At 72.8% G+C, this 21,611-nt stretch carries 20 protein-coding genes and 1 pseudogene; 6 read left to right on the top strand and 15 right to left on the bottom strand.

Annotated elements, in window-relative coordinates; genetic code table 11:
* Window positions 1-60: 60 nt before the first annotated feature.
* Window positions 61-471 (bottom strand): VOC family protein, encoded by a 411-nt coding sequence (locus OHU89_RS39985; RefSeq protein ID WP_405649914.1) that lies wholly within the window; start codon window positions 469-471, stop codon window positions 61-63.
* 525 nt (window positions 472-996) lie between these two features.
* Entirely contained in the window at window positions 997-1,446 is a 450-nt protein-coding gene (locus OHU89_RS39980; protein ID WP_405649912.1) for a PPOX class F420-dependent oxidoreductase, read from the bottom strand.
* A gap of 87 nt (window positions 1,447-1,533) precedes the next feature.
* Between OHU89_RS39980 and OHU89_RS39975 the strand changes: the two genes are divergently transcribed.
* The 3 genes from OHU89_RS39975 (at window position 1,534) to OHU89_RS39965 (ending at window position 4,690) form a co-directional block, all read left to right on the top strand.
* Window positions 1,534-2,109 (top strand): TetR/AcrR family transcriptional regulator, encoded by a 576-nt coding sequence (locus tag OHU89_RS39975; protein ID WP_405649910.1) that lies wholly within the window; start codon window positions 1,534-1,536, stop codon window positions 2,107-2,109.
* Window positions 2,106-3,398, top strand: coding sequence for an MFS transporter (locus tag OHU89_RS39970; RefSeq protein ID WP_405649908.1), 1,293 nt, complete (start codon window positions 2,106-2,108; stop codon window positions 3,396-3,398). Before OHU89_RS39975 ends, OHU89_RS39970 begins: the two co-directional genes overlap by 4 nt.
* Window positions 3,399-3,463: 65 nt before the next feature.
* Entirely contained in the window at window positions 3,464-4,690 is a 1,227-nt protein-coding gene (locus tag OHU89_RS39965; RefSeq protein WP_405649906.1) for a serine hydrolase domain-containing protein, read from the top strand.
* Here OHU89_RS39965 and OHU89_RS39960 read toward each other — a convergent pair whose 3' ends face one another.
* From OHU89_RS39960 to ribA, 4 genes are all read right to left on the bottom strand, one after another.
* Window positions 4,691-5,845: a saccharopine dehydrogenase family protein gene (locus OHU89_RS39960; RefSeq protein WP_405649904.1), complete on the bottom strand. Its 1,155-nt coding sequence runs from the start codon at window positions 5,843-5,845 to the stop codon at window positions 4,691-4,693.
* On the bottom strand, window positions 5,838-6,911 hold the full coding sequence (locus OHU89_RS39955) for a saccharopine dehydrogenase (RefSeq protein WP_405649902.1): 1,074 nt from the start codon (window positions 6,909-6,911) through the stop codon (window positions 5,838-5,840). Before OHU89_RS39955 ends, OHU89_RS39960 begins: the two co-directional genes overlap by 8 nt.
* The gene (locus OHU89_RS39950) at window positions 6,908-8,053 is read right to left on the bottom strand and encodes an FAD-binding oxidoreductase (RefSeq protein WP_267014400.1); all 1,146 of its coding nucleotides are present in this window, start codon (window positions 8,051-8,053) and stop codon (window positions 6,908-6,910) included. Before OHU89_RS39950 ends, OHU89_RS39955 begins: the two co-directional genes overlap by 4 nt.
* A 64-nt stretch (window positions 8,054-8,117) precedes the next feature.
* Window positions 8,118-8,777, bottom strand: coding sequence for a GTP cyclohydrolase II (ribA, locus tag OHU89_RS39945; RefSeq protein ID WP_405649900.1), 660 nt, complete (start codon window positions 8,775-8,777; stop codon window positions 8,118-8,120).
* Window positions 8,778-8,818: 41 nt separating this feature from the next.
* Between ribA and OHU89_RS39940 the strand changes: the two genes are divergently transcribed.
* Window positions 8,819-9,589, top strand: coding sequence for a creatininase family protein (locus OHU89_RS39940; protein ID WP_405649898.1), 771 nt, complete (start codon window positions 8,819-8,821; stop codon window positions 9,587-9,589).
* A gap of 86 nt (window positions 9,590-9,675) precedes the next feature.
* On the opposite strand, the pseudogene OHU89_RS39935 reads toward OHU89_RS39940, so the two are convergent.
* The 5 genes and pseudogenes from OHU89_RS39935 to OHU89_RS39915 form a co-directional block, all read right to left on the bottom strand.
* Window positions 9,676-10,845, bottom strand: a pseudogene (locus tag OHU89_RS39935) (lysylphosphatidylglycerol synthase transmembrane domain-containing protein); the annotation flags it as partial.
* Window positions 10,842-11,816, bottom strand: coding sequence for a class I SAM-dependent methyltransferase (locus tag OHU89_RS39930; protein ID WP_405654859.1), 975 nt, complete (start codon window positions 11,814-11,816; stop codon window positions 10,842-10,844). The pseudogene OHU89_RS39935 and the gene OHU89_RS39930, both read right to left, overlap by 4 nt.
* A gap of 83 nt (window positions 11,817-11,899) precedes the next feature.
* A complete protein-coding gene (locus tag OHU89_RS39925; RefSeq protein WP_405649897.1) occupies window positions 11,900-13,090 on the bottom strand; it encodes a glycosyltransferase family 4 protein in 1,191 nt (396 codons plus the stop codon).
* Window positions 13,087-13,485, bottom strand: a complete 399-nt coding sequence (locus tag OHU89_RS39920; RefSeq protein ID WP_405649895.1) for a 6-pyruvoyl trahydropterin synthase family protein — start codon at window positions 13,483-13,485, stop codon at window positions 13,087-13,089. Before OHU89_RS39920 ends, OHU89_RS39925 begins: the two co-directional genes overlap by 4 nt.
* A gap of 116 nt (window positions 13,486-13,601) precedes the next feature.
* A complete protein-coding gene (locus tag OHU89_RS39915; protein WP_405649893.1) occupies window positions 13,602-14,585 on the bottom strand; it encodes an FAD-dependent oxidoreductase in 984 nt (327 codons plus the stop codon).
* Window positions 14,586-14,692: 107 nt separating this feature from the next.
* Here OHU89_RS39915 and OHU89_RS39910 point away from each other — a divergent pair, with 107 nt between their 5' ends.
* Window positions 14,693-15,451, top strand: a complete 759-nt coding sequence (locus tag OHU89_RS39910) for a CDP-alcohol phosphatidyltransferase family protein (RefSeq protein WP_266885840.1) — start codon at window positions 14,693-14,695, stop codon at window positions 15,449-15,451.
* Window position 15,452: 1 nt separating this feature from the next.
* On the opposite strand, the gene OHU89_RS39905 is transcribed toward OHU89_RS39910, so the two are convergent.
* Genes OHU89_RS39905 through OHU89_RS39890 form a run of 4 tightly spaced genes read right to left on the bottom strand, consistent with a single transcriptional unit; the run spans window position 15,453 to window position 20,502 of the window.
* Window positions 15,453-16,682, bottom strand: coding sequence for an MDR family MFS transporter (locus tag OHU89_RS39905; protein WP_405649892.1), 1,230 nt, complete (start codon window positions 16,680-16,682; stop codon window positions 15,453-15,455).
* A complete protein-coding gene (locus OHU89_RS39900; protein WP_405649891.1) occupies window positions 16,679-18,466 on the bottom strand; it encodes an ABC transporter permease subunit in 1,788 nt (595 codons plus the stop codon). Before OHU89_RS39900 ends, OHU89_RS39905 begins: the two co-directional genes overlap by 4 nt.
* A gap of 3 nt (window positions 18,467-18,469) precedes the next feature.
* Window positions 18,470-19,960, bottom strand: a complete 1,491-nt coding sequence (locus OHU89_RS39895; RefSeq protein WP_405649890.1) for an ABC transporter substrate-binding protein — start codon at window positions 19,958-19,960, stop codon at window positions 18,470-18,472.
* A 5-nt stretch (window positions 19,961-19,965) separates the two neighbouring features.
* Window positions 19,966-20,502: a GNAT family N-acetyltransferase gene (locus tag OHU89_RS39890; protein WP_405649889.1), complete on the bottom strand. Its 537-nt coding sequence runs from the start codon at window positions 20,500-20,502 to the stop codon at window positions 19,966-19,968.
* 141 nt (window positions 20,503-20,643) lie between these two features.
* Between OHU89_RS39890 and OHU89_RS39885 the strand changes: the two genes are divergently transcribed.
* Window positions 20,644-21,588, top strand: a complete 945-nt coding sequence (locus OHU89_RS39885) for an ATP-binding protein (protein WP_405649888.1) — start codon at window positions 20,644-20,646, stop codon at window positions 21,586-21,588.
* Window positions 21,589-21,611 lie beyond the last annotated feature (23 nt).

The following is a 21,611-nucleotide window of genomic DNA, read 5'->3' as shown; positions in this document are numbered from 1 at the left end:
CACCTCCGCGCCGGTCCCGGCCCGTGACGAGTCGGGCCGTCTCCGATTCGCGCCCGTCCCCTACGAGTTGGACCACGCCCGCTCGCACAGCACCAGCCGGTATCCGTCCGGGTCCTCGATCGTCACGCCCCACTCGTTCCAGTAGGGGTTGGGCGAGGGGACCCGCTTGCCGCCGTGCTGTTCGAGCCGGGCGACCAGGTCCTGCGGCACGGGACCGTCGACGTAGACGACCAGGAGGTCCTCCTCCGTGGGGCGGGGTTCGACGGGGTGGGCCGACTCGTGGACGAGTTCCAGATGCCACTCGGCGTCGGGCCAGCCGAGCATGAGCAGATCGTGGTGGCCCGGTTCGGCGCCGCCCTCGGCCCTCCATACGACGGCCAGACCGAGACCGTCGGCCCAGAAACGCTCCGCCGCGGCGAGGTCGCGGGACGGGCGGGCGATACGGATGTGACTACGGCCGTGGACCGGCATCGTGACCTCTTCCTGAGCGTGGCGTCTCCTCGGCCAGCCTAGGCAGCGCGTGATCGCGAAACCATCGGTCGTCCGCCCTGCGCCCCGGGTCCTAGGACCGCTCGAACCGCCCCACCCCGTTGACAGTTGACGTTTTCAGCAAGAACATCGGCCGCAACGAGCAGAAAAGAACAGACGCTCGTCACGCGCAGCCGGTCCGGGGGGAGGGCTCCGCGCGTACCGGCCGGGTTCAGGGGCGGCCGGTCCGCGCGGAGATGCCGGCCCGGTTGGGCCCGGCTCCAGGACCGGGCCGTCGCGGTCGCCATGGCCGGCGTGCGGGTGGGGGCGCCCACGGGGACGTATCTCGGCGGGGCGCTGGGCCGGCGGACGGCGTTCGCGGTGATGTTCGTGCCCGCGCGCACGGTGCTGTGCGCCCGAGCACGCGGCTGGTCGGGTGCGCCGACAGCCAGGCCCTCAGGTACGTCGCCACGTGAGGGAGAACGGCGTCGCCGCCAGGATCCCGGACCGGCCGCGACGCCCAAGGACTCAGCCCCGGTTGGCGCCCGCAGGGATGCCGTACGCCCGCTCCACCTTCAGTCGCAGCACCACCCGCCGGTCGCGGACCATGGCGGCTCGGAAGTCGTCCCAGTCGGGGTGTTCGCCCACGACGTCGCGGTAGAGCCGGACGAGCTCCTCGACCGTCTCGTCGTACGGGTCCTGCGCCACCGGCGTGAGCTCGGCCGTGCCCTCGGCGACCGTGTACGCCCGCCGGTCCGCCGCGGTCACGTGGTAGGACGCCCTCGGATCGCGGCGCAGATTGCGGGTCTTGGCGCGGTCGTCCGTGATCGAGATCCGGATGATCCGCTCGTCGGGGTAGTAGGCGTGGCTGACGTTCGACAGCTGGGGCCGGCCGTCGCGCTTGAGGGTGACCAGCACCCCGCCGCGGCCCTCGGAGAGCAGCCCGAGCAGTGCGTTCTGCGTCGCGTCCTGAGTCATGCCTGGGTCAACCGGTGCACGAGGTGCGCGCATTCCCGGAGAGGAAGCCGGTAGACGCTGTCTACGAACGCCTGGTAGACACTGTCTATGCATGAACCGGAGAGCGGGCTGCGGGCCCGGCTGGTCGAGGTCGGGGTGGAGTTGGTGGCCCGGGAGGGCGTGCAGGCGCTGACTCTGCGGGAGATCGCCCGTCGGGCGGGCGTCTCGCACGGTGCGCCGCGCCGCTACTTCCCGACCCATCTGGAGCTGCTGTCGGCCATCGCGCGCCGCGGCTTCGGCGAGCTCGCGGAGCGGGCGGGGACGGCCGACGACGGCACCGCGAGCCCGCGCGACCGGCTGACGGAGCTGGGGCGGGTCTATCTGCGGTTCGCGCTGGACAACCAAGGCATGTACGAGCTGATGTTCCGTCACGATCTGCTGGAGAGCGGCCATCTGGGCCTCAGGGACACCAGCCTGCCGCTCTTCGGCCGACTGGTGGAGCTGGTCGCCCTGGCCCGCCCGGACGCGGACGCCCGTCTCGTCGCCGGGGCGTTGTGGGCGAACCTGCACGGCATCGCCCAGCTGTGGGGCTGGGGCAGCCTCCAACTGGCCACAGGAGCCGATGACTTCGCACCTCTCCTGCGCAACGCCCTCGACGCGCACCTCGGCCGGGAGGACGGGTGAACCCTCGTCTCGTCCTCGCGGGCAGCGTGACCGGAGCCGTGATCGTCGCCCTCGACGGCACGGTCCTCACCATCGCCCAGCCCACCCTGCAACGGGACCTGGACGCCTCCTTCGCCCAGGTCCAGTGGACCAGCACCGGCTATCTCATCGCGGTGGCGAGTCTGCTGGTGTTCGCCGGGCGGCTCGGCGACCGGTACGGGCACCGGCGGCTCTTCGGGATCGGCATGCTCGGCTTCGGCGTGGCGTCGGCGGGCATCGGACTGGCGCCCGGTGTCGGCTGGGTGATCGGACTGCGGGTCGTCCAAGGGGTGTTCGGGGCGCTGCTGCAACCCGCGACCCTCGGCATGCTGCGCGTCGCCTACCCGCCGGACCGGCTGCGGGGGCCCATCGCCGTGCGCACCGCGGCGATCGGAGTGGCCGCCGCGGTCGGCCCGTTGGTCGGTGGAGTGCTGGTGGCCGGGTCCGGGTGGCGGGCGGTGTTCTTCGTCAACGTCGTGCCCGCGCTGGTGTTCGGCGTGCTCGCCCTGGCGGTGCGGGAGCCGGAGCGGGCCACCGAGGTCCCGCTGGACCTGCCCGGTGCCGCCCTGCTCGCGGTGACCCTGGGGTTCCTGGTCCATACGCTGGTCTCCCCGCACTGGCTCGGCCTGGCGGTGACCGCGGTGACCGGCGTCGCCTTCGTACGCCACGAGCGCCGCACAGCGAGCCCGCTGATACCGCGTACCGTCCCCGGCGCACCGCTCGGCGTCCTGGTCGCCGCCTCGGCCGCCCTGTCGGGCACGCTGTTCGTGAGCACGTACGCCCTGCAGTACACGCTCGGTCTCGACCCCTTCCAGAGTGCCCTGCGCTGCCTCCCGTTGGCGGTTCTGATGGTGGCCGCCGCCGCGCTGTGCCCCGTGCTGCTGCGCCGGGCGGGAGCCCGCCGCACGACGGCGACCGCGATGGCGGTCCTCGCCGTCGGGATCCTGGTGCTCTCCCACGCGTCGGGCGCGCTCACGCTGGGCGCCGGATTCGCCCTGCTCGGGGCCGGGTTCGGGACCGTCATGGTGGCGGCCACCCATGTCGTCGTACGGGAGAGCCCGGTCGGCTCGGCCGGGGTGGCGGGCGGGCTGCAGCAGACCGCGATGAACGTCGGGCCGACGCTCGGGGTGGCCCTCGCCGCCACGGAGGTGTCACTCGTCACGTTCGCCGCCGTCGCACTGGCGGGCGCGGTGCCGGCGGCGGGTTTCCGTGCCACGATCACCGATCGAGGTCGACCGGGCAACCGTTCGGAGATTCCTGCGCGACGATGAGGTCTGAGGTCGTCGCGGCGGGGTATGCCGGATCGCACTTCGAAGGACGCGAGCGGAGGAGAGCGATGGCACAGCTGCGGCAGGAAGTCGACCCGGGTGAGGCCGGACTGGACGCGAAGGCGCTGGACCGCCTCGACCAGCACTTCGCCCACTACGTCGACGAGGGACGCATGCCCGGCTTCCTCGTGGCCGTCGCCCGCGGCGGCCGCGTCGCCCACTTCACGGCGCACGGCCACCGCGACCTCGCCGCCGGACTCCCCGTCGAGCCGGACACCCTGTGGCGGATCTACTCGATGACCAAGCCCGTCACCGCGGTGGCCGCGCTGATCCTGGTGGAGGAGGGGAAGCTGTCGCTGGACGACCCGGTCGCCCGGCATCTGCCGGCCTTCGCCGACGCCCGGGTGCACGTCAGCGGCTCGGGCTCCGACATGGTCACCCGGCCCGCCGGACAGCCCATGCTGATACGGCACTTGATGACCCACACGGCAGGTCTGACCTTCGCCTTCTACCACTCCCACCCGGTCGACGCCCTGTACCGCGAGGCCGGTCTGGAGTCGTCGGTGGTGCCGGGCACGACCCTGGCCGAGACGGTCGACGTGTACGCGAGCCTGCCGCTCCAGTTCGAGCCGGGCACGCAGTGGAACTACTCGGTCGCCTCCAATGTGCTCGGCCGGGTCATCGAGGTGGTGTCCGGGCAGCCACTGGACGCCTTCTTCGCCGAGCGGGTCTTCGGACCGCTCGGCATGACCGACGCCGGCCTGAGCGTCACGGGCGAACAGGCGGGCAGACTCTCCGAGTTGTACGGCGAGAAGGACGACGGCGGCATCGAGCCGGTCCCCGGACTCCCGCTCCACGGCCGGCCCCGGTTCCTCTCCGGCAGCGGCGGCATGGCGGCCTCCGCGCACGACATGCACCGCTTCATGGAGGTGCTGCGCCGTCGCGGCGAACTCGACGGCACCCGTCTGCTCGCTCCCGAAACGGTGGACCTGATGGCCAGGAACCACCTTCCCGGCGGCGCCGACCTGCGCGCCTTCGGCAGCAGACCGGCCCACGACGAGCCCAACAACGACGGCGTCGGCTTCGGTCTCAGCGTCTCCGTGGTGATCGACCCCGCCCGTACGCTCGCGCCCACGAGCCCGGGCACGTTCGGCTGGAGCGGAGCCGCTTCCACGACCTTCTGGGTCGACCCCAGCCGTGATCTGACCGTGCAGTTCTACACGCAGGTACGACCGAAGACCCTGAAGCTCAACCCGGACCTCAGGCGCCTGGTGCACGAGGCCGTGATCGAGTGATCAGGCGTCCACACGCAGGGTGAACTCGACGCCCTCCAGGGCGAGTTCCCGCAGCCACTCCTCCGACCGGGCCGCCGTCTCGGCGGCTCGGCTGAGGCCGGGCGGCAGCGAGCCGTCCAGGACGTGGCCCACGCCGAGAGCGAGAGTGCGGGAGACACAGCGGGCCATCGCGCTCTCCTCCTCGTCCCCCACCAGGTCCAGCAGATAGCTGCCCGACCACGCCTGCCCCGCCGGTCCCCGCACATCCAGCGACACGGCGAGCACGACCCGGTCCCGGTCGGTGTCCGTGGTCGGGTAGGCCGCCGCCAACTCCCGTGCCAGCGCGGCGATCCGGGTGTCGTCGCCGCCCTTGAGCTCCTCGAAGACGGCGCCCCAGGCCCGCAGCCACCCCTCCAGCCGCAGGGTGCCCCGCACGAAGGACTGCGCCTTCCAGGCGGGCGGCATCCCGTACTGCTCGACGAACGGCACGCTGTCGCGGTTCGGATAGACCTCGAAGCCCTCCCCGTCGACGACATGGCGCCGGGTCGCCTCCCACGGCCGCGCGGCGGTGGTCTCGGCGCCGTCCTCGATGTAACGGGCGGGTGAGCGCAGGGCGCCCAGGACTCCGAGGGGCGCCCAGCTGAAGCGGTACCGGAAGTCGTTCGGCACCGCGGGGATGCCACCGCAGTAGGAGGTGAGGCGGTACGAGGCCGCCGTACCGTCGCCGATCGCGTCCCGGGCGCGGGCGACGAGGCTGTGCGCGAAGAGGTGGTCGATGCCCGGGTCGAGCCCGGCCTCGGTGAGGACCACGATCCCGGCCGCGAGGGCCGCGGGCACCTGTTCCAGCACGGCGTCCGACACATAGCTGGAGCAGGCGAAGTGCGCCTTCTGCGCGACGCACGCGGCCAGGATCCCCGCGTGCTCCGGTGCGGGCAGCATCGACACGACGACGTCCCCGGGCGCGAGTTCCGCCGTCAGCGCGGGAAGGGTGTAGGCGCGGGGTTCGGCGCGGCCGGTGACACCCAGCCGGTCGAGGGCCTCGGCCGCGCGCTCCTCGGTGCGGTGCCACACCCGCACCCGCTCGGCCGTTCCGCACACCCGGGCCAGACCGCTGCCCGTGGACAGTCCGGTACCGATCCAGTGGACGGTGCCGCTCGCCGGAACCAGCTCAGACATTCCGCGACTCCCCTTCTACGATGCCGAGTTCCCGGCAGGTCGCATGGAACCGGTCCAGACAGCGCCCCCACGGGCCGTCGGTCCCGAAGTCCAGGAGCAGCGGCAGCAGTTGCCCCGAGAAGCCCTCGCTGGACTCCTTCGGCAGCAGCGACGGCAGGTTGTCGATGGCGATGAGGTCGAGAGGGGGGCGCGGGGGCTCCTCCTTGCGGAGTCGGCGTACCGGGTCGTCCCACTCGGTGGTGCGGTCGTAGACCGGCAGGACGTTCAGGGGTGAGCCGACGTCGCAGGTGACGTCGGACAGCGTGCGCAGCCGGCGGGTGGGGGCGTCGAGGTCGGCTTCCTGGAGGAAGGGCGGGACCGGGGTGGTGGCGAGGACGCAGTTCACCATCACGTCGTGCTCCAGCAGGGCCGCGCGGTCCAGGTCGCGGGTCTCCTCCAGGTCCCAGCAGGTGGGGTCGAGCCCGGCGGCCTGGAGGGCGACGCGGGCGCCGCGTCCGCTGCGGCCCAGGGCGCCGATGACGAGCGCGGTGAACTCCTCGTCCCCGGCGGCGGGCAGGAGGATCTCGTCGAGTTCCTCCTTCGAGGTGGGCGTGAGCGGTGCGACGAGCCGGCCCCGGTGCTGGAGCACCGCCAGGGCCGCGCCCAGGTAGCCCGCCCAGTACCCGAAGGCGGCGAGCCGGCGTCCGTGGTCGTCGACCAGGTACTCCAGGTCGAGGAGTGCCCCTCCCCCGGCGGCGAACCGGCGGAGCAGGTCCGTAGCGCCCGGCTGCTGCTTGTAGGCGTGCCCGAAGAAGACGTGCCGGTGCGTCAACCCGGCCGGAGCGTCGGGGAGTTCCTTCAGACCGAGGACGACCGCCGCCGGCGGCGCAGCCACCCATGAGGCCGTGGGCGCGACCCGGGCGCCGACGGCCTCGTACTCCTCGATCGGGAAGATGCGCTGCGGGGACTCCTCGACTGTCAGGGTCACCCCACTCTCGACGAGCCTGCGTGCGTCGGACGGCACGACCGGTGTGCGCCGTTCGGTGGGACGGTCCTCGTGGCGCAGCCACAGATGGAGCTCGGTCATACGCAGTTGGCCTCCGGGCGCGGGGCGTCGGCCGCGAACCGGCCGGCGCTCAACGGTCTGACGTCCACGAAGGGTACGCGGCCCAGGCACAGGTCACGGACGACCTCGCCGACGGCCGGTCCCTGGAGGAAGCCATGACCGGAGAAGCCGGTCGCATACAGAAAACGGGATACCGAAGTCGCCTCGCCGATCAGGGCGTTGTGGTCCGGGGTGACCTCGTACAGGCCCGCCCAGCCGCCGGTGCGACGCAGGTCCAGGAGGGAGGGGGCGCGGTGCTCCATGGCGGCGGCGAGGCGGGGGATCCAGCGGTCGTGGGTGTCGGTGGCGAAGCCGGGGCGCTCGTCGGGGTCGGACATGCCCAGGAGGAGGCCGGGGCCCTCGCGGTGGAAGTAGAGGGTGCTGCTGAAGTCGATGGTCATCGGCAGGCCGGGCGGCAGGCCCTGGACCGGCTCGGTGACCGCGATCTGGCGGCGCAGCGGCTCCACCGGCAGATCCACGCCGACCATCTTCCCGATCGCGCGCGACCAGGCGCCGGCCGCGCAGACCACCGTGTCGGTGGAGATGGTGCCGAGCGTCGTCTCGACGGCCCTGATGGTGTCGCCCTGCACGGTGATGCCGGTGACCTCGGTGTGCCGCAGGACGCGGGCGCCCAGGGCGCGGGCGGCGGAGGCGTAGCCGTGGACGACGGCCTCGGGGGTGCAGTGGCCGTCGTCCGGCGAGAAGGCGGCGGCCAGCAGCCCGTCGGTGCTGATCAGCGGCGAGAGCTTGCGGGCCTCCTTCGGGGTGAGCATGCGGCTGGGCACGCCGAGGGAGTTCTGCAGGCGCACTCCCGCCTCGAAGGAGGCCACGTCCTCGGGCGTCGACAGCAGGAACAGATAGCCGACGCGGTGCAGGCCGATGTCGTGGCCGATCTCCTCGCGGAACCGGCCGAACGCCTCCAGGCTGCGCGCGCCGAGCTGCACGTTGAGGGCGTCGGAGAACTGGGCCCGCACCCCTCCGGCCGCCTTCGAGGTGGACCCGGAGGCCAGTTCGTCGCGTTCGACGAGGACGACGTCGCGGACGCCTGCGGCGGCGAGGTGGTAGGCGATGCTCGCGCCCATCACTCCGCCGCCGATCACCACGGCGTTTGCCTGCGTCCTCACGAGCGAGCCTCCCAGGGGTGTCGGGGCCGGTCCCCTCTTCCTGTCCGGACTCCGGTGCCCGTAATCAGGACAGGTGGGCCACCGCGTCCAGATGCGGCAGGTGGTGGTCCAGCCGTTCCCGCTTGGTGCGCAGATAGGTGATGTTGCTCTCGCACGGCGCTATCAGCAGCGGCACGGTCTCGGCGACCTCGATGCCGTGGCGCACCAACGCCTCGCGCTTGTCCGGGTTGTTGGACATCAGACGCACCGAGCGCACGCCCAGGTCGTGCAGCATCCCGGCGGCGACACCGTAGTCGCGGGCGTCCACCGGCAGGCCGAGGGCGAGGTTCGCCTCGACGGTGTCCAGGCCCTCCGCCTGCAGGGCCATGGCGCGCAGCTTGGCGAGCAGTCCGATGCCGCGGCCCTCGTGGCCCCTCAGGTAGACGACGATGCCACTGCCCTCGGCGACGACGGCCCGCAGTGCCGAGTCGAGCTGTTCGCCGCACTCGCAGTGCCGGGAGCCGAAGGCGTCGCCGGTCAGGCATTCCGAGTGCAGCCGGGTCAGGACCTCGTCCGTGCCGATCTCGCCGTAGACCAGGGCCACTTGCTCGTCGCCGCGATCGTGGTCGAGGTAACCGATGGCCCTGAATTCACCGTACACGGTGGGCAGCGGAGCATTCACGACGCGTTCCACGCCCGTACGCTGTGGAGTCTTCTTGCCGAGTACGCCAACTTTTTCTGTCATGATTCTCGAGTTCCTAAGCAGAGACGAAAGGCCGTGAAAGAATGAGTGGTTCGCAAACGCGGTCGGCGGAGCACGGTACGTTGCCGGCGGACACCACGGAAGACGTACGGGCGCGGGGCGAGGGTGTCTCACGACAGGTCGCCGTCCTTCCCGTCGGGAGCTTCGAACAGCACGGCCCGTTCCTTCCGCTGGCGACCGACACGCTCGTCGCCTGTGCCGTCGCCCGGGAGATCGCCGCGGCATACCCGGTGCACCTTCTCCCTCCCGTGACGATCTCCTGCTCGCACGAGCACGCGGCGTGGGCGGGAACCGTCAGCATCTCCTCGGTGACCCTTCACTCGGTGATACGGGACATAGCGTCTTCGCTCCGCCGGTCCGGCGTCGAGACCCTGGTCGTGGTCAACGGGCACGGCGGAAACTACGTACTGGGCAACGTCGTTCAGGAATCCTCCGCCCGCGGCGAGCGAATGGCGCTGTTCCCGGCCGCGGAGGACTGGGAGGCGGCCCGGGAGCGGGCGGGGGTGGTCACCTCGCTCCTCACCGACATGCATGCGGGGGAAATCGAGACCTCCATCCTTCTGCACGCTCATCCCGAATTCGTCCGACCCGGTTATGAGACCTCCGATTTCGTCGCCGACGACCGACGTCATCTGCTCACCCTCGGTATGTCCGCCTATACCGATTCCGGTGTCATCGGCCGTCCTTCGCTGGGTTCGGCGGAAAAGGGCAAAACGCTGCTGGCGAGCCTGGCGGATTCCTTCGGCACGTATTTCTCGCTGCTCACCTCCGACGGCGATTCGGCGCGCGGATAGCGGGCGAGCAGGACGATGACGCCGGGCAGGCTGGCCGCCAGCGAGAGCACCCCGTAGACGACGGCGACGGCCAGCCCGCTGCCGGCGCCCAGACCGGCGGCGCCGAACGCCCAGGCGGTGACGCCCTCGCGGGGGCCCCAGCCGCCGACGTTGAGCGGCAGCCCCATGGCGAGCAGGGCGAGCACGGCGATCGGCAGCAGGACCGCGACGGAGGCGGCGGAACCGGCGACGCGGGCGGCGAGCACGAACATCGCGAGGTGTCCGGCGAGGACGACGGCGGAGGACAGGACGACACCGGGCCCGTTCTGCCGCGACAGCAGTCCCTCGCGGGCCTCACGCAGGGCCTTGCCGGCCCGTGAGGGCGCCCGGTTCATCCGCAGGGCGAGCACGACGGCCAGCGCGCCCAGCGTGGCGAACAGGAGCAGCGGCGCGAGATGGCGGGCCTGGGAGAGCACCGGTGACGGCATGGTCAGCAGCACCGCGGCGCCGACGACCGCCAACGCGAGCTGCCCGGCGATCCGTTCGAGGACAACGGCCCGCACACAGCGCCCGAGCTCCTGGGTGCTGCGCCCGTGCCGTACCGCCCGGTGCACATCGCCGAGAACGCCACCGGGCAGGGCGGCGTTGAGGAACAGGGCCCGGTAGTACGAGGCCACGGCCGCACCGAGCGGCAGCCGGATCTTCAGGCCCCGGGCGACCAGCTGCCAGCGCCAGGCGCTGAAGACGGTGGTGACCACGCCGATCCCGAGCGCGGCGAGCAGGGTGGCCCCGTCGATCCGGCGCAACCCGTCGAGGAAGACGCCGGTGCCGAGCCGCCACAGCAGAACGGCGAGGATGATCACGCCGACGGCGCTGCCGACGTGGGTGCGTACGGCGGGCGACTTGAAGCGGGCGAGAACGTTTCGCCACCAGGAGGCGCCGGGGGCGGCCGGGGTGGTGTCGGGCCGGGGGGCGGAGACGATCACGCCGATGCGGTCCTCGGAGACGGCGACGGGCGGCGGCGGGACGGCCTTGGCGGGCGGAAGGGCGACGGTGGCGGGGGCGGCCTCGGGACGTGCCCCGCCGGTCGCCGTGTCGGCGTACCGTTCCGCCACCGCCGTACGCGCCGGGAAGTCGGCCACGCCCAGCACCGACGCGGTCGCGTCCACCGGCGTCACCGCGACGCGGCCGCGCCCCCGTGTCACCCCGGCCCACCGCCTGCGTCGACCCGGCCCCCGCAGGCCCGCGTGGGCCGCCCGTACCGTCTCCACGCTCATGCCGCCCCGCCCGTCGGGCGGGACAGTGCCAGCAGGTCGGTGTGGTGGACGACCACGCTCAACTCCCCCGCCTCGCAGGCCTCCAGGCGGGCGCGGAGGTAGCGGTCCGCGCGCTCGCGCAGCTCCGGGCGCTGTTCCACCGCGGCGCCGACCCAGCCGCGCAGCCACTGGGCCGTGAGCGCGGACTCGGCGGGGCCCAGCCGCCAGGGGCTCGGGTTCAGCCGTACCGTCGCGCCGAGTTCGGAGAAGGCCTCGCAGGCCACCGTGATCGCGTCCGGGCCGAGCATGCCCGAGCGCCGCTGGTGGGCGTTGAACGCCTCGGCGATCTCGGTGTCCATCGGGTCGGACGGGGTGAAGTCGACGCGGCCGGCCACGGAGAGCGTGAGCAGGGCCGGGCAGCCGGCGCCGGCGCAGGCGGCGGCCAGGGTCTCGATCTCCTCGCGGGTGAGGACGTCCAGGAGTGCGGAGGCCGTCACCAGGGAGGCACCCGCGAGGGCGTCCGGGGTCAGCCGGCCGACGTCACCGCGCCGGGTCTCGACCGTGACCCGGCTGCCGTCCGCGGCGACCCGCGGGGAGGCGACGGCCGCGAAGTGCAGGAGGTAGGGGTCGCGGTCGTGCAGCACCCAGTGCTGGGGGCCGTCGAGGCGGGGCGCGAGCCAGCGGCCCATCGACCCGGTGCCGCACCCGAGGTCGTGCACGACCACCCCGGCCTTGCCGGGCAGGTTGGCGAGCCGGATCCGCAGCGGGTCGAGCAGATCGATCGAACGCGCGCCGGCATCGGCGGGTTCCCGCAGCTCCAGCCACTCGGGCGCGTACCGGGGCTGCTCCTCGGGCCCGTCCTCGCGCAGCCGTACGGTGGGCCGCTCACCGGGGCGGGCGGCGGGGCCGGCGCCGGGGATCACGGACTCCGCGTCGGTGCCGGGGTCGGCGGACGCCGTTGACACCGAGGACGTCGGGGTTTCGCCGGCCATCTCGGACTCCACCCCTGCCACGTCCCTCGGTCCCGCCTGCGCCGGAATCCTTCCCGCGCGCTGTGTCGTCGTAGCCGTCTTCCTCATGCCGCCCTCCTGGGTTCGCTCGGCAGTCGGCCCAGTACTCCGGCCAGGCTGCGGGCCGTGGTCGCCCAGCCGTCCAGGGCGGCCCGCCGGCCCCGGGCAGCCGCCTTCAGTCGGCGTCGTACATCCGCCTCGCCGAACCAGCCGCGCAGTTCCGCGGCGAGGGCGGCGGGGTCCTCCGGCGGGACGAGGATGCCGGGCACGCCGCCGTCGGGGGCGCGGCCGACCGCCTCGGGGAGACCGCCGACGTCGGTGGCCAGTACCGGGATGCCGCGGGCGAGGGCCTCGGTGACCGCCATGCCGTAGGTCTCGGCGTAGGAGGTGAGGACCATCAGGTCGGCGGCGGCGTAGCTGGCGTCGAGTTCGGCGCCGGCCTGCGGTCCGGCCAGGTGCAGCCGGTGTTCCAGGCCGTACTTCGCGATCAGGGACCGCAGGTCGGCCACGTACTCCGGGTCCTGGCCGAGGCCGCCCACGCACACACAGCTCCACGGCAGGTCCCGGACCGCGGCCAGCGCCTCCACCAGGCGGTGCTGTCCCTTGCGGGGTGTCACCGCGGCGACGCACAGCAGCCGGGAGAGGCCGTCGGTGCCGGAGGCGAGGGGGGCGATGTCGGCGCCGGGGGCGGCGACGTGGACCCGCTCGGGGGCGAGGCCGTGGTGGGAGACGAGGCGGCGGACCGCCCAGTCGCTGGTGGCGACGACCGCGGGGACCGCGCGGAGCACCGCGCGCTCCTTCGCGTCCAACTCGGCGGCCAGGACGGGGTCGAGGCCGGTCTCGTCGCCGAGCGGAAGGTGGACGAGGACCGCGAGGCGCAGCCGTTCCGCCTCCGGTACGACGATCTCCGGGACGGCGCAGGCGACCAGTCCGTCCATCAGGACCACGGTGTCGTCCGGCAACCCCCGCAGCACAGCGGCCAGTTCCGCGCGGGCCGAGGCGCCCGGCCGGGGCCACTCGCCCGAAACCGCGTGCTTGTGGACCTGCCAGCCGAAGCCCGGCAGGTCCAGACTCACGCGCCGGTCATAGGCGTTGCCGCCGCTCGGCGCGGCCGGGTCGTCGACACCGCCGGGCATGACGAAGTGCACGGAGCGCAGGGCCATGGGGACGATGTCCGCGTTCTTGAGAGCCGAATGCTGCACGGGCACATAGCCCAGGGCCGCCTGCGGGGCCTTCTCCAGGGTCACGTCGGTCACAGCGCACGCTCGTAACTCGCCCACGCGACATGCGACTCGTGCAGGGTGACGGCGATCGCTGCGATGCCCCGGGCGCCGTCGCCCAGCGCGCCCTTCTCGATCCGCTCGGCGAGCCGGTCGGCGATGACCTTGGCCAGGAACTCCGTCGACGTGTTGATCCCGGCGAAGTCGGGCTCGTTGTCGAGGTTTTTGTAGTTGAGCTCGGTGACGACGGCTCCGAGTTCCTGCGTGGCCAGTCCGATGTCGACGACGATGTTGTCGTCGTCCAACTGCTCCCGCCGGAAGGTGGCGTCCACGAGGAACGTCGCTCCGTGCAGGCGCTGCGCGGGTCCGAAGACCTCGCCGCGGAAGCTGTGGGCGATCATGATGTGATCGCGGACGGTGACACTGAACAACGGACGACCCTCCAGGTGCGGCACGTCTGATCCCCCCGGCTGATCGCCGGCGGGGATGCCGAGTAGTACGGCTCTTCGCTTCCCCGCGTTCAGCCGTCTCTCACTCTTTTCTCAGGTCAGGCGCTCTTGCCATACCTCACGCGGTGACAAAGAGCAGGAATTTCCCCGGAAGTGAGCCTGGGCATCACCTGCGGCAGCTCCTCGAACGCGCTTTCCCCCGTGACGAGCGCGTCGAACGCCGGGTCGGCGAGCAGTTCGAGGGCGAGGGCCAGCCGGTCGGCATACGTACGGCTGGAGCGGCGGGCCGGGGAGACGGTGCCGACCTGGCTGCTGCGGATGACGAGCCGCCGCGAGTGAAAGGCCTCACCGAGCGGAAGGCTGACCTTCCGGTCGCCGTACCAGCTGAGTTCGAGGACCGTGCCCTCGGGCGTCAGCAGCTCCAGGGAGCGGGCCAGTCCCTGTTCGGTGGCGCTGGCATGGACCACGAGGTCGCACTCCCCCAGCGCGTCCCGCGGCAGCGCGAAGTCGACGCCCAGGGCCTTCGCGACGCTCGCCCGCGCCGGGTCGGCGTCGACCAGCTGGACCCGTACGCCGGGGAAGCGGGCCAGCAGGGCGGCGACCGAGCAGCCGATCATGCCGCCGCCGACCACGGCGATCCGGTCGCCGACCAACGGCGCCGCGTCCCAGGCCGCGTTGACGGCGGTCTCCACCGTGCCGGCGAGGATCGCCCGTTCGGCGGGCACGTTCTCGGGCACCCGGGTCACGGCGGTCACCGGGACGACGTAGCGCGTCTGGTGCGGGTAGAGGCAGAAGACCGTGCGGCCCACGAGGTCCGCCGGGCCCTCCTCGACCTCTCCGACGCTGAGGTAGCCGTACTTCACGGGTGCCGGGAAGTCGCCCTCCTGGAACGGCGCCCGCATGGCCGCGTACTGGCTCTCGGGGACCCCGCCGCCGAAGACGAGAGTCTCCGTGCCGCGGCTGACGCCGGAGTACAGGGCGCGGACCAGCACTTCCCCCTCGGAGGGGGCCGGGAGGGTGACCTCACGTATCTCACCCGCACCCGGGCTGTTGAGCCAGAAAGCACTCGCGGTGCGCTTCATGGGCATCCTCCTGAACGCTTGGGAAGTAGTTCACGTACCGAGGTGTGCACAGGTCGCGCACAGTACGCGGCGTTGATCGACTCTGTCACACGGCCGGAGGATGTTCGGTGGCCCTGAACAACACTTACGACGCAAGGCTGGTCCAGCAGGAGACCGCTGTGGGAGCGGGTCTGCAGATCCTGTTGCTGGCTCTGCTCGGGACGGCGATCGGTATGGGACCGGCGGGCTGGCTGACCGGCCTCGTCTTCGCCGTCGCCACCTGGGCGGTGCTCTCCCGGGCCCTGCACCGCCACCGTCCGCGCTCCTTCGGCCCCGCCAACCGCGTGACGCTCGGCCGGGCCACCCTGGTCGGTGGGGTAACGGCCCTGGTCGCCGACTCCTTCCAGAGCTCACCGCCGGTCACCCTCTTCGTCGGTCTGACGGCCGTGGCCCTGATCCTCGACGGCGTCGACGGCAAGGTCGCCCGCCGCACCGGCACCTCCACCCCGCTCGGCGCCCGCTTCGACATGGAGGTCGACGCGTTCCTGATCCTGGTGCTCAGCGTCTACGTGTCCATGGCGCACGGCCCGTGGGTCCTGCTGATCGGCGGCATGCGCTACGCCTTCGTCGCCGCCGCCCGTGTCTGGCCGTGGCTGAACGCCCCGCTCCCGCCGAGCACGGCCCGCAAGACGGTGGCCGCCCTCCAGGGGGTGTTCCTGCTGCTGGCCGCCTCGGGCCTGCTGCCGTACGCCCTGGAGTTCGGGGTCGTCGCGACGGCGCTGGGCGCGCTGGTGTGGTCGTTCGGCCGGGACATCCTGTGGCTGCTGCGCACCTCCCGGATCGAGGAGGTCCTGCTGGAGGACGTGCGCGAGCTGGTCGCCGGATGACCTACGGACGGCGCGGCAGCAGCGCGATCGCCGCGGCCGGCACGGCGGCCAGCACCAGCCATGGCACGGCCGCCGGCAGCCCGCTGTCGAGGAGTGTGCCGGTCAGCGAGCTGCCGACGAGCACGATCAGGCCGGAGACCGAGGACAGCGCGCCGGTGTAGAGGCCGAGCCGCCCCTCCTCGGCGAGATCGGGGACCCAGGCGCGGGCGACGGGGGCGACGAGCATCTGGCCGAGGGTGAGCAGCACGACGAACCCGGCCGCGGGCAGCAGCCCCGCCGTCCCGGTCCAGCCGGCCGGCCGGGCGAGCGCCACGACGGCGAACCCGGCGGCGATCAGCAGCAGCCCGGCCGTCATCGAGCGGCGCAGTGCGAGCCGGTCCCCCACCCAGCGGGTGACGGGCAGCTGGGCGGTCACCACCAGCAGCGAGGACAGGGCGAACAGCCAGGCCAGCGCGGACTGGGAGCCGGTGGCCCGCTCCACCTCGGCGGGCAGGGCGAGATAGAGCTGGTTGTAGGCGAGCAGATAGGCGCCGTACGCGCAGCACAGCGCGAGGAAGCGCCGGTTGCGCACCAGCACCCGCATCCCGCCCCTGACATGGACCCGCCGGCGTCCCGGAATGTGCTGCGGCAGCAGCCACGCGTGCCCGGCGAGGACGAGCACGAAGATCCCGGCACCGGCGAGACACACGCTCCGGAAGTCCACCGACAGCAGCAGCGCGCCGAGCAGCGGCCCGACGAACGCCCCCGCCTGTCCGGCCACGGTGAACAGCGCGAGCACCCGGGTACGGGATCCGCCGCCCTCCTCCTCGTGGACGACGGCCTGCCGGGCCACCTCGGACTCGACCGCGGGCGAGAACAGCGCGGCGGCGAACCCGATCAGCAGCACGGCCCCGATGACCGCCCAGGTCGCCTCGGCGTACCCGAGCCAGGCGAACCCGGCGATCCGCAGCGCGCAGCCCGCGAGCACGACCGGCCGGATCCCGTACCGGTCGGCGAGCGCCCCGCCCACCACGAACAGCCCCTGCTGGCTGAAGGTCCTCAGCCCCAGCACGAACCCGACCGTCCACCCCGCCATGCCCACCGCCGTACCGAGGTGCTCGGACAGGAACGGCAGCACCGCGAAGAAGCCGACGTTGAAGGCGAGTTGGGTGAGGATCAGCAGCCGCAGGAGGGGCGTGAGGCGGGTGCGGTCCGGCGTCCGGTGCAGGGCGGTCGACAGCGAGCTGCTCATCGGGCTTCCACCAATTCCCTTGTACGAGGCTGCTGTTCGGGTTCGGTCACGGGTGGGCGCGGGGTGCGGCGGGGCCTGCGCACTCCGCCCGCCGCGGTGACCGCCAGCGCGCCGAGCAGGGCGAGCACGGCGGCCGGGGCGAGGACGGCCCAGGGGGCGCGCTCGGCGTAGGGCTGGTTCTCGGCGAGCAGCAGGCCCCACTCCGGGGAGGGCGCCTGGGCGCCCAGGCCGAGGAAGGCGAGGGAGGCCAGGGCGAGGGCGATGCCGGGGAGCCGTACCAGGGCGTGGCGGGTGACGGGCGGCAGGACGGCGGGCAGGAGTTCGTGGCGCAGCAGGTGCCAGGGGCCGGCGCCCAGGCCGAGGGTGGCGGTGATGTGGAGGGCGGCGCGTTCCTGGCGGAGCAGTGCGGAGGTGTGGGCGGCGAGGGGCGCCCAGGCGACGGCGCCGACGGCGAGCGCGGGGGTGGCGGGGCCGCTGCCGGCGACGGCGGTGACGAGGAGGGCGACGGGGACCGGCGGCAGGGCGGTGACCGTGTCGACGAGCGGGCCGGACAGACGGGGCAGCAGTCCGAGCAGGACGCCGATGAGCAGTGCGGCCGTGCCGATGGCGAGGGCGAGCAGCAGGGTTTCCAGGGCGCCGTGGCCGACGCGGGCGAGGACGTCGCGGCCGAGCGCGTCAGTGCCGAAGGGGTGCGCGCGGGACGGCGCTTTGAGGCGCTGTTCCGTGTCGAGGGCGAGCGGGTCGCGGGGCAGGCCGAGCGCGATGACGACCGCCAGCAGTCCACCGTATGCAATCGGCTGTACACCGCGTACCGGCGGCTTCGGTCCGTGGAGGGACGGCAGGGCGCCGTCCCGGAGGGCGGTGCCGATGAGCAGGCGGGCGGTGAGGGCGGCGAGGCCGGCGAAGGCGGCGGCGAGGAGGACGAGGGCGAGGGTGCCGGCCTGGAGGACGGGGAGGTCCTGGGCGAGGGCGGCCTGGAGGGTGGTGCGGCCGAGGCCGGGTATGTCGAAGATCCGCTCGACGGCGACCGAGCCGCCGGTGAGGCCGACCGCGAACAGGCCTGTGTTCGGCAGGAGTCCGGGCAGACAGCGGCGCAGTGCCTGGCGGGCGATGCTGCGGCCGGGCAGTCCGCGCGCGGCGGCGGCCAGCGCCCACGGTTCGGCGAAGGCGCCGGGCAGCAGGTCGTCGAGGAGGCGGCCGAGCACGGCCCCGGCGGGCAGGCCGAGGGCGAGGGCGGGGAGGATCGTCCACTTCGATCCGTACCAGCCGAGGGCGGGCAGCCAGCCGAGCTGGACGCCGACGACGGTGGCGAGCACGGACGCGGTGAGGAACTCGGGCAGCGCGGCGAGGACCGCGGACCCGCTGCCGCCGACCCCGCGTCCGCCGAGCCGGTGGTGCGCGCCGAGCCACAGGGTGCGGGCGCAGATCAGCGCGGCGGTGACGGTGGCGAACACGAGGGTCACCGCCATCAGCAGCAGGGACGCCCCCAGTGCTTGGAGCACGGCGGGTGTGACCTCGCCGCCGGAGATCCACGACCGTCCGGCGTCCCCGCGCCACAGTCCGCCCAGCCACTGCCCGAGGAGACGGAACGGGCCGTCGTCCAGACCGAGTCGGTCCCGGATGTCGGCCAGCACCTGTGGGTCGGGGTCGCGTTCGGCCGACCGGGCCTTGAGCACGGTCAGCCCCGGGTCCGTGCGCGTGAGCCAGGGCAGCAGGCCGATGGCGCACACGAGGGCGGCGGCGATCCCGGCCCGCCACAGGAGCGTGCCCGCTTGCTGCCGCATACGTCAGCGCCGGGTGCCGACGCCGACGAGGGTGCGCTCGTACGGGTCGAGGAGGGCGCCGCCGACCTTGGAGCCGACGCCGGTGATGACGCGCTGGTGGACCAGCGGGACGACGGCGTCGGTGCCGAGGATCTTCGCCTCGGCCGCCATGACGGCGTCCTGGCGCTCGGCGGTGCCGGCGACGCCCTCGGCCTTCTTCACCGCCTTGTCGACGTCCTTGTCGCACAGCAGCGCCAGGTTGTAGCTGCCGTCGCAGGTGAAGTCGCTGGCCAGGAGCGAGACGGGGTCGCCGGTGTCGAGGAGGCTGTTGCGGGCACCGACGAAGGCGTCGAACCTGCCCTCCAGCACATCGCTCTCCAGCCGCGAGTACTCGCGCACCTCCAGCTCGACCTCGAACCCGGCCTTCTCCAGCTGCTGCTTCAACACCTGGGCGACCTCGGGGAGTTCGGGCCGGTTGCCGTACGTCGCGAGGGTGATCGTGGCCCCGTCGGGGGCAGTGGCCCTCGCCCGGCCGGCCGGCTCGGTCCGCTTGCCCTCGGCCCAGGTCACGGCGGGTCCGTAGAGGCCGGCGCCGGCGTCGGCGTACCCCTCGTAGACGCCCTCGGCGAGTGCGGCGGTGTCGACCGCCTGCCGTGCGGCGGCCCGGAGGCCGGCGTCCTTGAACACGTCCGAATCGGTGTTGAGGAGCAGGCTCGTGGTGCGGGTCGTGGCGGTGGCCTTGCGGATGCCCTTGTCGAGGGTGACGGCCTGGGCGACGGGGATCGCCTCCGCGAGGTCGACCTGGTCGGTGCGGAGCGCGCTCGCACGGGCGGTGCCGTCGGCGACGAACTTCACGTCGATGCCCGAGGCCTGGGCACGGCCGCCCCAGTAGTCGTCGTAGCGGTCGAGGGTGGCGGCGGTGGCACCCATGACCTTGGTGAGTTCGAAGGGGCCGGTGGCGTGGCCGATCGGGTCGACGCGGTCCGTCCTGCCGTAGGCCTTCGCGGAGAGAACGGCGAGGCTCGGGCTGGACAGCCGCAGCGGCAGTGCGGGGTCGGGGTCCTTCGTGGTGACCCGGACGCCGGTGGTGCCCTCGGCCTTCGCGGTGAGGGGCACGCCGGAGAGAGCGGCGGGGGCCGGGCGGGCCTCGGTGGCGTGGGTGAGGGCGGTGGCGACGGCGGCCGGGGTGACGTCGGTGCCGTCCTGGAAGGTGGCCTCGCGCAGGGTGAACAGCCAGGTGCGGTCGTTCTCGCGGGTCCAGGACGCGGCGAGCGCGGGGGCCGCGGCACCGTTGGCGTCCAGGGCGGTCAGGCCCTCGGTGACGCCGAGGCGGCTGAGGAGGGTGGCGTCGGCGCCGTACGGCGAGAGATTCTCGGCGGGCGGGAAGGCGAGGGCGACCCGCAGCCGGGAGCCGTCACCGACGTCGTCGGACGAGCCGCCCGAGCCCTCGGCGGCGAAGCAGCCGGTGAGGGCCGGGGCGAGAAGGAGGGCGAGGAGGAAACGCGGTCGGGTCATTCGGGTCATCGCCCCATCGGGATCTCGAAGTGCAGGACGCCGGACGCGCCCTCGGGGTCCTCGCGCTCGTCGTGCACGAGCTTGCCGAGCGATCGCCAGAAGGCCTCGGCGCCCGGGACGGCCGGGTCGGTGTGCAGATACGCGGAGCGGTAGCCGCCCTCGGCGACGGCGAACTCCATCAGCTCCGCGACCAGTCGCCGGGCGAGACCGCGCCTGCGGTGCCCGGGGCGGACGTAGACGCGGCGCAGTTGTGCGGTCTGCCCCGAGGGGTAGCGCTCGGCGACATGGCGCGGGTTCGGCGGGTGGACCGGGCCCCGGGAGTCCAGGGCGCCGGTGGCGACGACCTCGCCGCTGTGCGGGTCGAGCGCCACGAGGAGGGTGTGGCGCTCGGGGACCAGGTAGACGGCGGCCGGGTCGATGACGTCGCCGTGCCAGCGGGGCACATAGCCGGAACCGAAGTCGCGGTAGACGGTGTCGAGCATCACGGCTCGCGCACTCTCGAGGTCGTCCGGGCCCGCGGCCCTGATGCTGTAGTCACGCACTTGCACATCATATGCATTAAGCGCACGAGCTTGATCCACGTCTCCCGGGTGACGGTTTGACAGCGTCGCGGCGACGCCCTACAAATCTATCGACATGACATCCATTTTCAAAAAGCCCTTATCCGAAAGGGCGGAGTGCTGATGCGCATCGCTTTCGTCGGCAAAGGTGGCAGCGGCAAGACCACCCTGTCGGCACTCTTCTCCCGTCACCTCGCGCGGTCCGGCGCTCCCGTGCTCGCCGTGGACGGGGACATCAACCAGCATCTGGCCGAGGCGCTGGGTTACGACGGGGATCTGCCGGCCGCCCCTCCGCTGGGCGCACACCTGAACGCCGTCAAGGACCACCTGCGCGGCACCAACCCGCGCATCGCCTCCGCCGAGGCCATGATCAAGACCACTCCGCCGGGCCGCGGCTCCCGGCTGCTGACCCTTCTCGGCGACGACGAGCTGCACGCCCGGCACGTCCGGCGGGTGGGCGACGTGCCGCTGATGGTGACCGGCGAGTTCGAGGAGAGCGACCTCGGGGTGGCCTGCTACCACTCCAAGCTCGGCGGGGTGGAGCTCTACCTCAACCATCTCGTCGACGGTCCCGGCGAGTACGTGGTGGTGGACATGACGGCGGGCGCGGACGCGTTCGCCTCCGGTCTCTTCACCCGCTTCGACCTCACGTTCCTGGTGGCGGAACCCACCCGGAAGGGCGTCTCGGTCTACCGCCAGTACCGCGACCACGCCCGCGAGTTCGGCATCCGGATCGCCGTCGTCGGCAACAAGGTGACCGGCGAGGACGATCTGCTCTTCCTCAAGGAGGAGGTGGGGGACGACCTGCTGACCCACCTGGTCCACTCACCGTTCGTGCGGGCCGCCGAACAGGGCCGGGAACAGGGCGGGCTGGAGTCCCTGGAGTCGCACAACCGGCATGCCCTGAACGTCCTGCGGGAGACCGTGGACGCCTGTCCCCGCGACTGGGTGACGCTCCATCGCCACGCCGTCGAGTTCCATCTGCGCAACGCCCGGGCCTGGGCGGGCGAGGACCTGGCCTCCCAGGTCGACCCCGACTTCGTACCGGGTCCCGCTTCCCTCATCTGACACCCCTCTTCCTCCCCCTCACC

The sequence above is a fragment of the Streptomyces sp. NBC_00019 genome, from assembly GCF_045041015.1.
GTDB lineage: Bacteria > Actinomycetota > Actinomycetes > Streptomycetales > Streptomycetaceae > Streptomyces.
Note: the sequence above shows the minus strand (reverse complement) of the source record. Positions and strands in the feature narration are given on the sequence as shown.